The organism is Paenibacillus massiliensis 2301065 = DSM 16942 (assembly GCF_000377505.1).
Taxonomy (GTDB): Bacteria; Bacillota; Bacilli; order Paenibacillales; family Paenibacillaceae; genus Paenibacillus; species Paenibacillus massiliensis.
On sequence record NZ_KB898189.1, the window covers coordinates 171,900 to 185,931 of the forward strand.

The window sequence follows — 14,032 nt, forward strand, 5'->3', positions numbered from 1 at the left end:
TTACTCTCCAAATACCTTGATGAACTGCTGCTTGTCTGCCTCACGCTCATCAGTCAGCTGTACCAGATCAGCAGACAGCATCGTCATCTCTTCAATGCTTCTCAGCCCCTCTGGAGGTGCTACACCTTTGCGAATCGGAGCGTACCCAATCTCAGCAGACAGCTTCTGTCCTTCTTCAGACAATACGAAGTCTACAAATGCCTGAGCGGCAGGTACGTTCGCTGCATCCTTCATAATACCAATTGGCTCTGTAATCACTGGAACGCCTTCCTTAGGATAGGTCAGCTCTACAGGGGAACCCTTGGCCTTCTCACGGGCAACCATATAATCTACTACAAGTCCATAGGACTTCTCGCCACTGGCGACAGCCTTCATTACGGCCCCATTACCTTTAATAACGGACATACCGTTATCCTTCAGCTGTTGCAGGTAGTCCCATCCGAAGCCATCAGTACGACTGAATACCCCGATGTTGTAAGCGGCAGCTCCCGAGTACAGCGGGCTTGGCATGATGCTGGCATCCTTGCTATCGGCAGCGACCAAAGCCTGCCACGAATCAGGTGCAGTCGTTACCTTCTGGGTGTTGGTCGCCAGTACAGTCGCCATGACCTTCGTTCCAGCATACATGCCATCCGGGTCTACCAGTGCTGCTGGAATCTCGCTCAGCTCAGGGGATTTATAAGACAACAACAGGTCATCCTTCTTGAGGCTCTCAAAAGTAACCGAATCCGCAAGCAGCAAGACGTCTGCCTGAATCTTGCCAGCTTGGCGCTCAGCCTGAAGCTTGGCCGTAACCTCCTCGGTTCCGGAACGGAAGATGTTCACTTTCACGTTAGGGTATTGTGCATTGAAGGCATCTGCCAGCTTGCCGGCATCCTCCTCAGGCTGAGAGGTGTAGAATGACAGATTGCCAGAGATTTCGTTAGCAGCACCATTGCCGCTGTCACTTGGCTGGGAAGCGGTCGGTCCTTGAGAAGCACAGCCGCTAAAGATTAACATACCTGCAAGCAGGGGAAGAATTGCTGTTTTTTTGAATGGAATCACGATTAATCTCTCCTTTGGTGTGTATAGCTTCTACCTATATAGATTGAGCTGAACATGTTGAGAGTTCGGGTCCGTGCAACTGCGGTGAACATCTGGTCATCCGGTCGCTGTTATCTCCAGGGTTCTCCCATGTAAACGACGTTGCTCATACCCTTCCTCATTAATACAGGTTCAATCTATATAGCTGTCGTATAGTGGTGAATACATTGTATTAGTGAATAAAACGCTATCTCTCTCAGCTCTCTGAGGCAGCAGTTAACCCGGAGTGCAGCAGATAGCCATGAATGGCTTGTGCAACTCCGTCTTCACGGTTCGTCCCAGTAACGACTGCAGCTCGTTCCTTCACATGCAGCTCAGCATTCCCCATCGCGATGCCAAGTCCTGCCCATTGCAGCATGTCCAGATCATTGTCATAATCCCCGGCTGCAGCAACGAGCTCTCGCCTAATATCATGCTGAGCACACAATTTCTCCAGTGCCCCTCGCTTCGTGACTCCCGCGGCGTTGACATCAAAGCGCAGGGTTCCGGTTCGCGACAGCTCATAAGAGCCTTGACGCTCCAGCTCCTCATAGAGCTGTTCACGACTGGCATGATCCGGGCAGATAACTGCCGCCTTGTAGAGCACGGGTTGACGATTTTGCACGAACGAACGAAAATCTCCGCCAACATCCTCTACCTGAATCAGCATCGTCTGATCACGGTAATTGGCTTCATTCAGCTCACGCTGGGGCCGAACGACCACATTATTCAACGGCCAGCGCCGATTCATATCATTTAATTCGCGAACATACAGCACATTGTAGCCATAGAAGTGCACATAAGCGCCAGCTTCCTCGATCCGCTCCAGTAAGGACAGCACCTGCTCAGACAAGAGAGGTGTTCCCTCCAATAACTCCCCCGTTATGGCGTCCAGTGTTACTGCACCATTGAGAGCTACGAGCGGAAAGTTCATGCCTACCTCTCTCGCATGCAGCCATACCGAGGCCGGGAAGCGCCCAGAGGCGATGGTGACGAGCACCTCCTCCTGCATGAGCCTACGTATGGCAGCCATTGTATGTGGTGTGATCATTTTGTCAGGATTCAGCAGTGTGCCGTCCATATCCAGTGCCAACAACTTGTACATCCTGTGTCTCCTTCCTCCTCGTTAGATCGTGTACATCCGCAGTGGCTCCGGGATATCAACAGGACCCTGGAATACCCGCCTTGCTTCCTGACGCATGAGCTCCAGGTTACCATCACTCGGCAGATGAACAAGCACAAGCTGCTTGACGTTAGCCATACCTGCGATCGTGCCTGCCTGTAACGCATTCATGTGTCCTTGCCCCGAGGTATGTACACTCCCCTCACAGATTGTAGCCTCGCACAGGAAAATATCCGCGTCCCGCGCCAGCTCAATCAATGAATCACAGTACGAGGTATCGCCGGAATAGACCAGCACCTTGCCACCATAGGTAATGCGGATGGCGTAGCACATAATGGTGTGCTCCACCGGGACGAATTCAATCTCCGCGCCAGCCAGCCTGATCTTCACGAACGGATCAATGGTATGTACCTCCGTGTGCTCCCCATAGAGACTCTGGTGCATGCTTACAGGCTCACTCGGTGCAAAGAGCTTCAGTCGATGCTGCATCCGGGCATTGCGTATAGCGCCAGCCGCCGCATACTGCAGCACTCCGAGGTCTGCCATATGATCATGGTGGAGGTGCGATAAAATAACGCCAGATAAATCCTCTACCTTCACCTCGGCAGGAAGCTTGCTCATCACACCACTCCCGCAATCCAGCAGAATGTGCCCTTCATCCGTTGTAACCAAATATCCGGCAGTAGCTCCTCCAGCAGAGGGATATCCGCCCCAATAGCCCAATATCTTCACCTTCATGTTGTCACCTCTTGCTTCTGCTCCCCTTACATGGCTCCTACTCCCAATAGAAGATATGTCGATCAACTACTATGGCGAAACTGAGAAGCCTGTGTGCTGATTGCATCTGTTATTTTGTTCGCGACATCTGTTCTCGTCCTTTACATTTGTTCCGAACGATTACAATTGTAATTACCCTCTGTTATTGTTGTGTCATGCGTTTGTCAATTTTACGTAAACGTCAGCTGGTAAATGGAGGGTAGCTTGACTCGCTGTCGACAGCCAATTTATAGTGGGGGTTGTACTTGAGAAATAAATCAGGAAGTTGAATAATTCTTAAAAGGCGGACTATATGTGAATATAGAAGAACGCAAGAACATGGTGAAGGTATGCAAGCTCTACTATTACGAAGCATGGACGCAAGAGAAGATTGCTGCCCATCTGGGCGTATCCAGACCGGTCATCTCCAAAATGCTGCAGCGAGCGCGAGATGAGGGAATTGTCGAGATCGTCATCCATGATGACGACCATGAGGTATCCAAGCTGGAAAAGGATATGGAGCAGCTCTTTGGTCTACAGCAAGTGCTGGTCGTACCGACGAAGGACCTGAACAAAGAGCTGGTGTCCAGCGCAGTCGGCAAGGCCGCCGCCCAATTCGTGCTGAAGCTGATTCGCAACGGTGACCGGGTAGGCGTATCATGGGGCAATACGCTTTACTATATGGTCAGAGAGTTCCCGCTGGAGAAGAAAGAGAACGTCAAATTCATTCCTCTGGTCGGCGGTACGGGTAGCGCACGCAATGAGATGCATTCCAATCAGATCGCCTATGAGCTGTCCAAGAGACTCGGTGTTACTTGTGATACGCTTTATGCCCCTGCGGTAGTCGAGACGGAGCAATTGAAGGAGCAGATCGTTCAGCTGCCTAACATCGCATCGGTACTTCAAGAAGGAGAACATATCGATCTGGCCCTGGTCGGGATCGGCAATCCCTATTCCATGTCCACGATGGAGAGATCCGGCTATCTGAATGAGCAGGTGCTGATGGAGCTACAAGCGCTGGATGTCGTTGCCGACATTAACTCACGCTTCATCACCCGTAGTGGTGAGATTAGTGAGCATCCCATTAACGAAAAAGTCATCGGGCTTGGCCTGGAGCAACTGAAGCAGACGAAGACTGTCGTAGGCATGGCCTTCGGCCTGCACAAGATTGACTGCATCGTGGCAGCCCTGAAGGGGCGCTACATTAACATGTTGATTACCGATGAGGCCACTGCCGATCACATCGTCAAAGCCGAGCAGTATGTGGCTTCTCGCACAGCGAGCAATCGGCGAAAATAATATAATCATTGGGCTCACTCCCATGCGGAAGGCACATCTGAGCAAGCTAAGCAATGACTATCATACAGACCTCCAAGCACTGGCTAGTCAGCGGAAAACCGGATCTAGGGTTTCACATCCCTTCCGACGCTGACGCCATTTATGAAAGCGCTACAACAAATGTAATGAACTTCTTGCCAGCTTCATCCAAAATAACTGGGATATTACGACTAATTATATGAATATTAGAGGGGTGTATTACCGATGTATCTACATCATCAGGAAGCCATTACAGTCATTACGAACAAGCTCAAGACACGAGAGGACGTGCTTGGAATCATTGTTGGGGGCTCGGTAGCCCATGGCTATGCCAAGGAGGACTCCGATATTGACCTGATGCTCGTCGTGTCGGACGAGGATTTCCGTGCTCGAATTGACAGTGGGGATGTCAGCTATTACGAGAAGGAAGCTACTCCTTATGAAGGGGGATATGTAGACGGTAAGTACACGTCCATCTCTTACATCCGCCAGGTCGCAGAATCCGGCAGTGAGCCCGCACGCTTCGCGTATCGTGACGCTATCGTGACCTATAGTGAGGTAGACGGATTGGCGGAGCTGGTCGCAGCAGCTTCCCAATACCCGAAGGCACGTAAGGAAGAGATGATCGAGAAATTCTATGCTCAATTCGAAGGCTGGAAGTGGCTGTATTATGAAGGGGCCAAGCGTAACGAGACCTACCTGATGGAATACGCGATCCCGCAGTTCGTGCTGTTCGCAGGAAGACTGATATTGGCCCACAATGAAGTGGTATATCCTTATCATAAATGGTTCATGAGAGTGCTAGGCGAAGCAGCGGATAAGCCAGAAGGTCTACTTGAGCAAATGGACACTGTCCTGAAGACCAAGTCCCCAGAGCATGTGGAGCAGCTATTTGAGAGTGTAAATCAATTCCGTACATGGCCCAAAAATGAGAAGGGCTGGCACGTACGCTTCATGCTGGATAGCGAGCTGAACTGGCTAAGCGGGCATGTCCCGATCGCGGATGCATGAGCCATCCTAGTCCTTGACCAGATTAAATCCGGAGTGTAGAGCTGCTGGTGTGGATCTCTGTCAAGCATGGTTCAACTCGCTGTCTTGGGATTAAGCCTGAAAAGCTAATGAACAGCATGCTGATCCATCATGATCTTCTAGAGAAAATAAGCCTATTCGAAATCCCTTTGAGGGATCGAATAGGCTCCTTCTGATGCCGTTCAGATGCATAAAATAACAAATATAAAGGCTTGCAGGTAGCCGTTAGCCAGGGTACATAGACTACAGCCCCAGCTTCTGCCCCTTCTCCAGTCGTCTAATCTGCTGCTCACCCGTGTCTGCCAGCTCGCGGAACTGATCAATGGTCTGGCGCATGCGTGGCAGTGCTTCTTGCTTGTAGGCACTGATTGAATCCAGCGCATCAAGCACATCACTGAACGACTGCTTCATCGTATCTACGGAAATACTGGTCTCCAGTGCCTGCTTCTGAATATCCGCCCCCTGATTCTTGAGCAGCCGTGAGGTGCCGGCAATCAGATCATTGGTCGTCTGGTTCAACAGCTCAATTTTCTTAAGCACAATCTTCTGATTGTAGAGAGCGCTTGCCACGGTGACAGCAATCTTCAAGGCGGATACGGTAACGTTCTTGGCACGATCGACACCACGAATCAGCTCTTTATTATTGCGAATGACCACTTCAATAGCCATAATCCCCTGCTGGTTCACCACCAGCATCTGCTGCAGATCCATCACGCGCTGCCGGAGAGGGAATAATACTTCCTCGGTGATGAAACGAATCTTCTCCGGGTCCTCATCACGCAGCTTAGCCGCCTCTACCTGCGTAGCAATGGATTCATCCATCAGCATGCCTAGCTGTATTTCCTTGTGCAATTTCTTCGTCAGCTCACGCAGATTATGCTGCTCGATCTCCAGGGTCGTATTGTCATTTTTCAGTGTGGCTCGGCCCTTGTTCAGTGAGTTCACAATATCCCCGATCACCGAGTCGGCCCGTTCGAACTTCAGGAAATACGCCCGCAGCGGATTGAACAGCTTCCCGAGCAGCCCTTTTTTGGCAAAATCAACGATACTCGGGTCCAGATCCTTGAGCTGGATATGCAGCTCAGCCAAGTCCTTCGCCACCTGTCCTCCCTCGTCTCCCGTCTTGGAGAGATGACCGACAGAGACCTGAAGCAGTGCATTTTTCTCCGAGGAGGATCTCATGGTATTGAGACCAAAGCTGTCGATGGATTTCATAATCTCCCGGCGCTTATCGAGCGAATCCATATCCAGTGTCATGATCATCTCTACATTGGAATTGGCTACGGCCTGGAGCTCGGCGACCTCAGCCGGGACAGGCTTCGTCTCTTCTTCAATCACCGCTTGAATCTCTTGTTCACTTGGGATTTCCATAGAAAATGATGACATATTAATTCCCCCTTATCACGTATGAGCCCACTCCCGATCACAACCTCGTACGGTGCAGTCACAATGATGACTGTGTAGTGATGATAATAACTGTATAGTCACGATGCATAATGCATGATGACAATACAACGATGATGAACAATGACAGTTCAGCCTCCAATTACAACCACAGAGTATGACACCGCCTGCTGGCACGAATGTAAGAGCTCAGCTACATCTGCACGTTGAATAGATTGCTGATCTTGTAGACAACATCGTCCGTATCTGCGTTAATGCTTGCAGCCTCATTGATACTGGAGATACTCTCCAAGGCATCAAGATCTGCATTGTAGCCGATCGTATAGATTGGGACCTTGTAAGCCTCAATCAATTCCCTAATCTCCTTCAAGGAGTGACCTTCATTCGTCTCCCCATCACTGAGCACGAAGAGCAGCGGCTTGACATTCGGATTAGCAGCTATATAGTCCTCCAGCATTTTCAACCCGACGACAACGCCGTCGAAGGTTGCTGTGCCGCCTCCTGCGGAGAGGCTTTCCACTGAGCCTGCGAACATGGACTGCTGGTTCGTGTCATATTTGGCCAGCGGTAACTGGATCGTAACAGCACTCGAATAGGAGACGAGGCCAATGCTGTTGTCTGCACCCAAATTCTTCTGTCCTTGAATGAGCGACTTCTTCAGCTTGTTCAAGGGCTCCCCGTTCATACTCCCGGAGACGTCTGTCACAAATACAGCCGCAATCGGTCGAGCGCTGTTCTTCTTCTCCTTCCATACCTTCTGGGCTGCCAGTAGCGTACCGCCATCCACCTGATCAGAAGGAGAAGCATAATCAGACTTCCCGTTGAATCCTGATTTCTGAGCGGAGGTCTGATACTTCTCCTGCTTCACGAATTCGCTGAATCGGCGAAGAATATCAAGCTTCTGCTGTGGCAGTTCTCCCAAAGCATAGAGCGGGCTGTCATGCCGTACACCGAAGGGGGTGAACACGTACCCACCCTGTAGTTCGGGTGTATTCACGAAGGTCTGGTACTCCAGCACAAAAGCGTCCAGACGTCCCGACTGAGCGGCTCCTCGCATCTGCAGCGTAGTCGAAGCTGTGAAGGGTACATTGGCCTGGAACTGCTCAAAGCGCTTCACGGCCTCCGGTCCGAGCGGATTGGCACCATCGAAGGACTTCAGGGCTGTAATGAGAAAATTAAGTCCCGTCGAGCTCGCGAACGGGTCTGTATAGCCCATAGCCAGCTCGTTTTTGTTAATGGCTTCAATAACGGTCTGTACATTGACCTCACCATATGTACTTTTCAGACTGTCATATTTATTTTTGGAGATGACAATGCCAGGAACATTACCTACGAGACGCTTGCTAATCAGCTCGGTTTTGACATTGCTGGCCTTGACCATCTCCCCCCACAGCTCACTTGAAGGCGTGAATCCACCAGGGATATACTTGCCTGACTTAATGTAATCGGTTGCTGTTCCTGATGCGATATTGCGAATTTTTACGGATACAGGCTTCCCGTTCACCATAATCTTGGACTTGTTGAAATCATTGGCTACGCCAACAAGCCAGCCATCTACACCTGTGCCGGATTTCTCGGTCGAGGAGAAGATCTCAACATACTGCGGCGTAGTGTTCTCAACAGTCACTTCGAATTTGGAGATATCCGGTAAGGAATCTGCCAGATTCACCGGGTCCAGATCAATCTGTCCCTTGATGGGCTCTGCGGTAGTGGGAGCAATGCTGGTGTACATTTTGTTCAGCTTGCGCGAGGCCTGCTCCATGTTGAGCTGAGCACCTGATTTTCCACTCAAGCTGTTGAAGAATGATAGCCCCGTGTACACCAGTCCGAACACCAATACCAATAATAGACCGGATACGAGGAAGAACTTGCTGCGCTTGGTCATGCGTAACCCTCCTTAATCTCTGTACAATTTGGTCTGCTTGATTAATAGATCAATTTCCTTCATGCAAGGCATCTGTTCGATATCCCCCTCCTCGAAGCTATCCAGGCGTGAGATTTCGAGCATAAGCTGATCAAGCTTGAGCAGGATTTCTTCATTGGTGTTCAGGGAGGTTTTGAGATAGGTTAGATAATCGTTGTAGACCTTGTTCTTCTTTTGCATCATTTCGGGGGTAAGGCCTTTGGGTTTGCTCGTGAGCATATTGCCATATTCAGCCTTGTCGAACACGTGAAGGCGATTGAGAATGCTTCTGACGTTCAGATATAACAGCTTCTCGACCTCCTGGGAGACCGAAGCAAACTTCTTGAAGCTCATTTCTCCCGGGTCGAAGCGGTGATTCAGTACATTCAGGAAAGCCTCCCGCTTCTTCTTCATCCGCTCTAGCTGTGAGATGACGAGTGTGACATCCTCCTCCAGCACCTTGATGCCCTTGTAGTAGCCCAATGCCTGGAGATAATCCTCATGCTTCTCGATGTTCTTGACAGGCAATACAGCGGGTGGCTTGAAAAAGGTCATGTAGCTGGCATACAGCAGCACCAGAATATTGGCAAGTATCCATGTGATCGTAAAAGCAATTCCGAGTGCGCTTGTTCTAGCTCCGAGATCAATCCAGCCAGGAATGAACAAAAGTATATTCAAGAACACCACAACAAGGATGAGTCCCAGTAGATTTATGTATTTATTAGAGCTTAATCTCATCCGGCTTCCTCCCTTCCCACGTCCAAGGCACAGTACATACAGATATACTCATTTGCATTGCAGGACGTTACCTAACGGCATGCATTACAGCATGCATTCATCTTCCCATTGTACTATAAAGCTTTTCTGCAAAGTGGAATTCACTGGATATTAGAGGATCAAAAATCAGTAGCCATAAGTAATTTGTTAGTAAGCAATACGCAGGAGGGATAGCTTACGTGTCATTTTTTGTGATGGAGTCTCTCACGCTCCCGCCCCCATCAAAGATCCAGCATGTGTCAAGTCTGCTGAAATGTCACTGCCGTCTTGCAGCAATCCTCACAGACAAACATATAGTAAATGCCCTCTCCCAAACGCTCAATCGCCGCCCAGTCTACCTGCCCAATATGGCGCATGCTCTTCGAGCAGCATGGACACTCAGGATAATAGGCGTCCTGAATCCAGGCTGGATGGCCACCCAGCTGTGATAGCGTTGGCTCCAGTGTCCATTCACTACCATGTAGTGCAGGACGCGGCTGCTCCGCAAGTCGATATCGTGGACCAGCAGCCAGATAGCTCTGGTCAAAGTCCTCTGGCTGAAGCTCTGGCAAATAATCCGGGCGCTCATTACTGGCACTCCATTCCGGCTCCCCATCAGGAGTTATGTCCATATAGACGGTCGTATAGCAGCTGCATAAAATACAAGTCTGTACCTTTAGCCTCGCTCCGTTCCAGGGCATTCCACCCAGAGCTGGATGGCTGGCTTCGATATCCACCAAATGCGTTAGACGCACTCCACACCACGGACAGCTATCAGTGGCAGAGGCTAATAGCCGAAAAGACTTCTGCGTCTGAGCTTGACCCTGAGATAGACTCTGAGATCGAGTTTGGGCTTGAGTCTGAGCTTGAATCTGGGCTTGAATTTGGGCTTGAGTCTCATCTTGGGCCTGACCTTGAGCCTGATCATATCTCAGCTCGTAGCTCAAATCATCGCTCTGTTCAACATTCGCAATTATCGCATAGCTGCGCGGATAATATAGATCACGGCGCTCGCCCGCATCCGTTAACTCCCAATTCGCCGTCTTGGCGTAGTCCTGTACAGGTACATACAAGCTATCAGACCATGACGGTGTCTGCTCGCTCCAGTGCCTGAGCTGCTTCACAATGACATCATCACCGATCCACGCCAGCATCATCAGCAGATGGTTCCGATTCTCCTCATCCGTCTCTACCCTCTGCATCAGTTGCCCCCTCAGCTCCGGGGAAGCATCCTTGTAGAGCATAGCCGGATCGTAGACCTCGTGCTCCAATAGCTCTGGCAGGTATTCTGTCAAAGACAGATCGTTGTAGCATACCAAGGAAGTCAGCACCTCACGGCAGATGTCTTGATCGCCTTCACGCAGATGGTTCATGGCATACTCCAGCATTCGTTCCTGTTCAGCCATAGATAAGGATACGTAGATCTCTTCCTTGGACTTCTCATAAGGAAGATATTCTATCAGCGGATCTCGCGGGTGCTCCGTATGCATCACCTTCAGAATATCCACAGCATCCGTCACATCGGCATACAAATTCACTGTACGACGGTTCGCGGCTACATATTCCTCCCACTTTCTCCGCTCCATCCCTTGATGACAGGGCATGCAATAGCCCCCTGTTTTGGCAGCGGTCGTTGGCAATATGGTTGCGGTACAATCTTCACTTTTGCACGGAATACGCTCAGTCATCATTCGTCCCTCCAGCTTGATATTCTGGCTCTATTATCCATAATTTTGAGCTTTATTTCATCAATTACTCTGAATATACGCTTAATAGAATCATAGGGAACTGCCGATATATGGAGGTAGGCGCTAAAAATACGGGATATTATGGATGTATAAGTAAATCATTACTCTTGTATTTGTGATACCACTTCGGAAATATCTGGTATACTGACGAAGGGGTTCCGCCAATGTATAACATTAAAGAACAGGAGTTGGAAGAAGCGATGAAAAGAGCATTATCGAGACTGCAAGGATGGCTAGCGCTGCTCCTTTTTACAGTAGTGCTTGTACCGTCCACATCAAACGCGGCCTCGGGAGATATCACTGCCCTCTCGATTGTTAACGACAATCCCCAGAAGCTCACCGTATCCCAGACTGTCCAGCTTAAAGTGATGGCTGATATCGAAGGACTGACGAGCAAGCATGACGTGAGTGAGACCGTTACATGGACGACCAGCGATGCCTCCATCGTGACTGTGACCAAAGGCAAGGCCAAGGCGCTGAAGGGCGGCAATGCCACGCTGACAGCCAGCCTGAAGGGTGCTACAGCCCAATTACATATTCAAGTAGAAGAGAAGATTACCAAGATTCAAGCCTCTCCCAAATCCTATCGTTTTGCAAAAGGGGGCGTGCAGACACTACCTAAGGTGATCATTACTCGTGGGAATGGAGCAACGGAGGATGTTACGAATTCCGTGCAATGGAAGATGTCTGCCAGCAACGCTGTGCTTGAGAATGGGTCGGTCCGCGGTGTTACCCCTGGACGGGTCACACTTGAGGGCACCTATGGCGGCAAGACCGTTAAAGTCCCGATTGCCATAGAGGATGAAATCGTGCGTATGGAGGTCACTCCGGCCGTTACGAACCTGAATATCAAGAAATCCAAGCCGCTAAAGGTAACAGGCTATTACAGCAGCGGTAAGACAGTGAATCTGTCCAAGCAAGTCAGCTGGGTGTCCTCCAATCCGTCTGTAGCCACTGTCAAGAACGGCTCTGTGAAGACCCTCGCGCAAGGTGAAGCTACCCTTACGGGGACTTATCAGAATATGAACGTAGTAACAGAGGTCCGGGTCGTACCACTTCTGAAAAAGCTGGTCGCTGGCAATAGCAAGGTCACCCTCGCAACAGGCAACAGCACGAATGTCAGCATCTTCGCCCTGTACGATACAGGACAGAAGAATGTGGTAACCAGCAATGTGGAGTGGACCAGCTCCAAGCCCAATATTGTTACAGTCAACAATGGTAGAATTACCGCTGTCAGCAAGGGCAAGGCTTCTGTAAAAGCGAAATGGAACAAGAAGACCATTACAATTAACATTACTGTAAATTAGGCAGCATTACTGTAAAATAATGAACAGACTGTCTGCCTCGCAGACTGCTCAGGCACTACCAAAAAGCCGTCCCTTAAGTCATTGACTGGAGGGATGGCTTTTTAGCTTCACAAACAAAGACCGCCTCTTGATTCATGGGATGGACTACTCCATCCTTTACCAAGAAGACGGTCTCTACATGTTTTTATATATTACTCCCCAATGACCTTCCACTCCAGAATTCCTGTTGAAGCCGGAGCCTTCGCTTCGATCACAAGACGCAGTGCACGCGTGCTGATCGCATTAAAGGAAGTACGATTGTACGTATCGACCTGAAGGCCGTAGCCGTTAGGACGCGGCACCTCAACCCAATCTGATCCATTCCAATATTGAATCGTATAGGCACTCGGTACATCAATACCTCCACCATCCTTGAACCAGTACACTTCGCTCTGTGAGAAGGTATATTCCCGGTCAAAATCATACTGGACCCATTGCGTCCCTGTCTCTGGCCAGTTACCATACACCAGACTGGAGCGATCATTGGAATGAGTCGGTTCAACGCCGTCATTCAAAGCCTGTACATTCTCCCACGGTGATGTATAAGAAGAAGATACACTGGCTTGTCCTGCCAGATTCGCTGGTTGATTAGTGACTGGCGCCGTCGGGAAGCGGGCTTGATCCTGCTTCAATTGACTCCAGGTATAGCGTAGCATCCAGACGTCCCAATTCGTTATGGTTCTGGAATTACCTGCCCACATGATCGTTGGTACCGGGAATCCTCCTGGTGGACGCTCATGCGTCTGGTAGAAGTCAGGCAAGCCAAAGCCGTGTCCAATCTCATGCTCGATAATCTCGGATTCCTGGGCACGAAGATTGCTCAGGATGTAATCATCGGACATTCGCTGTCCCCAGTCTCCTCCGGCCCCCCCGCCGAAGTTCGCAGTCCCCCACAAATACATGTCGAAGCGCTTGTCCAGACCACCTGGATAGACGTATCTCGAATTGTGGAAGTTCTCAAAGCGCGACAATTCTCTTGGCGCTACTGGCAGCTGTGCCGGAATACGAGGATCGGATTGACTCAGGTCATCCCGAATCGTATCCGTGTAGACGATCTCATCAGGCTGCCTGTCCAGAATTTGTCTGGAGTCAGCTACGGCCCAGCCTACAATCTTGACTGGTATATGTCCATATGGCCAGCCATCGTAGCCCTCCAGATGCTTGGTCCAATTGTTAATCTGCCGCTCCATCATACTCGCCATGTTCTGGCGCTGCTCGCGTGTCAGGTTCTTGCTTGACTGCCAGCGGACCACGTAATTCAAGGTTCCTTTGCCTGCATAGATCTGATCGAAGATCAGATTTTTACGGCTTACGGAATCCTCCACCAGCATCCGATTCGTATACACCCACTCAATCGAAGGGCGCAGCGCCGTGGGCATGCTATCTACTGCTGCTTGCAGCGAAGCGTCTCCAATTGAAGCCTCTCGGGGGGCAGACACCTGCATGTTCTCCTCAGCTGCTGCAGTACCGGCGTCGAGAGCCATTCCCGTCAACAGCAGACTGGTTGATAGTACAGCCAGACAAGCTTTCTTTCTTATTTTCACTAATAATCCCTCCACTCAGATTTTGGTAAAATGCTAGCTCTACG

Annotated in this window: 11 protein-coding genes; 3 read left to right on the forward strand and 8 right to left on the reverse strand. The window is 50.1% G+C overall.

What is annotated here, in order from left to right; translation table 11 throughout:
- From D328_RS0111680 to D328_RS0111690, 3 genes are all read right to left on the reverse strand, one after another.
- Positions 1-999 carry an ABC transporter substrate-binding protein gene (locus D328_RS0111680; protein WP_051091140.1) on the reverse strand — a complete coding sequence of 333 codons (999 nt, stop codon included), beginning with the start codon at positions 997-999 and terminating at the stop codon, positions 1-3.
- 280 nt (positions 1,000-1,279) lie between these two features.
- Entirely contained in the window at positions 1,280-2,167 is an 888-nt protein-coding gene (locus tag D328_RS0111685) for an HAD family hydrolase (protein ID WP_018885196.1), read from the reverse strand.
- Between the two features lie 21 nt (positions 2,168-2,188).
- Complete coding sequence (locus D328_RS0111690) at positions 2,189-2,923, reverse strand: MBL fold metallo-hydrolase (protein ID WP_018885197.1); 735 nt, start codon at positions 2,921-2,923, stop codon at positions 2,189-2,191.
- A gap of 333 nt (positions 2,924-3,256) precedes the next feature.
- Here D328_RS0111690 and D328_RS28950 point away from each other — a divergent pair, with 333 nt between their 5' ends.
- On the forward strand, positions 3,257-4,240 hold the full coding sequence (locus D328_RS28950; protein ID WP_154659033.1) for a sugar-binding transcriptional regulator: 984 nt from the start codon (positions 3,257-3,259) through the stop codon (positions 4,238-4,240).
- Positions 4,241-4,483: 243 nt separating this feature from the next.
- Positions 4,484-5,269 carry a nucleotidyltransferase domain-containing protein gene (locus tag D328_RS0111700; RefSeq protein WP_018885199.1) on the forward strand — a complete coding sequence of 262 codons (786 nt, stop codon included), beginning with the start codon at positions 4,484-4,486 and terminating at the stop codon, positions 5,267-5,269.
- A 261-nt stretch (positions 5,270-5,530) separates the two neighbouring features.
- Here D328_RS0111700 and D328_RS0111705 read toward each other — a convergent pair whose 3' ends face one another.
- The 4 genes from D328_RS0111705 to D328_RS0111720 form a co-directional block, all read right to left on the reverse strand.
- Positions 5,531-6,673, reverse strand: a complete 1,143-nt coding sequence (locus tag D328_RS0111705) for a toxic anion resistance protein (protein ID WP_018885200.1) — start codon at positions 6,671-6,673, stop codon at positions 5,531-5,533.
- A 211-nt stretch (positions 6,674-6,884) separates the two neighbouring features.
- On the reverse strand, positions 6,885-8,576 hold the full coding sequence (locus tag D328_RS0111710; RefSeq protein WP_018885201.1) for a vWA domain-containing protein: 1,692 nt from the start codon (positions 8,574-8,576) through the stop codon (positions 6,885-6,887).
- 12 nt (positions 8,577-8,588) lie between these two features.
- Complete coding sequence (locus tag D328_RS0111715; protein ID WP_018885202.1) at positions 8,589-9,332, reverse strand: hypothetical protein; 744 nt, start codon at positions 9,330-9,332, stop codon at positions 8,589-8,591.
- A 278-nt stretch (positions 9,333-9,610) separates the two neighbouring features.
- Positions 9,611-10,954, reverse strand: coding sequence for a hypothetical protein (locus tag D328_RS0111720; protein WP_018885203.1), 1,344 nt, complete (start codon positions 10,952-10,954; stop codon positions 9,611-9,613).
- 308 nt (positions 10,955-11,262) lie between these two features.
- On the opposite strand from D328_RS0111720, the gene D328_RS0111725 reads away from it, so the two are divergent.
- A complete protein-coding gene (locus D328_RS0111725; RefSeq protein ID WP_018885204.1) occupies positions 11,263-12,405 on the forward strand; it encodes an Ig-like domain-containing protein in 1,143 nt (380 codons plus the stop codon).
- Between the two features lie 191 nt (positions 12,406-12,596).
- On the opposite strand, the gene D328_RS0111730 is transcribed toward D328_RS0111725, so the two are convergent.
- On the reverse strand, positions 12,597-13,988 hold the full coding sequence (locus tag D328_RS0111730) for a discoidin domain-containing protein (protein ID WP_018885205.1): 1,392 nt from the start codon (positions 13,986-13,988) through the stop codon (positions 12,597-12,599).
- Positions 13,989-14,032 lie beyond the last annotated feature (44 nt).

Coding starts and splice junctions, on each gene's coding strand:
- D328_RS0111680 (WP_051091140.1), bottom strand. CDS start 999: ATGTTAATCTTTAGCGGCTGTGCTTCTCAAGGACCGACCGCTTCCCAG.
- D328_RS0111685 (WP_018885196.1), bottom strand. CDS start 2,167: ATGTACAAGTTGTTGGCACTGGATATGGACGGCACACTGCTGAATCCT.
- D328_RS0111690 (WP_018885197.1), bottom strand. CDS start 2,923: ATGAAGGTGAAGATATTGGGCTATTGGGGCGGATATCCCTCTGCTGGA.
- D328_RS0111700 (WP_018885199.1), top strand. CDS start 4,484: ATGTATCTACATCATCAGGAAGCCATTACAGTCATTACGAACAAGCTC.
- D328_RS0111705 (WP_018885200.1), bottom strand. CDS start 6,673: ATGTCATCATTTTCTATGGAAATCCCAAGTGAACAAGAGATTCAAGCG.
- D328_RS0111710 (WP_018885201.1), bottom strand. CDS start 8,576: ATGACCAAGCGCAGCAAGTTCTTCCTCGTATCCGGTCTATTATTGGTA.
- D328_RS0111715 (WP_018885202.1), bottom strand. CDS start 9,332: ATGAGATTAAGCTCTAATAAATACATAAATCTACTGGGACTCATCCTT.
- D328_RS0111720 (WP_018885203.1), bottom strand. CDS start 10,954: ATGCCCTGTCATCAAGGGATGGAGCGGAGAAAGTGGGAGGAATATGTA.
- D328_RS0111725 (WP_018885204.1), top strand. CDS start 11,263: ATGTATAACATTAAAGAACAGGAGTTGGAAGAAGCGATGAAAAGAGCA.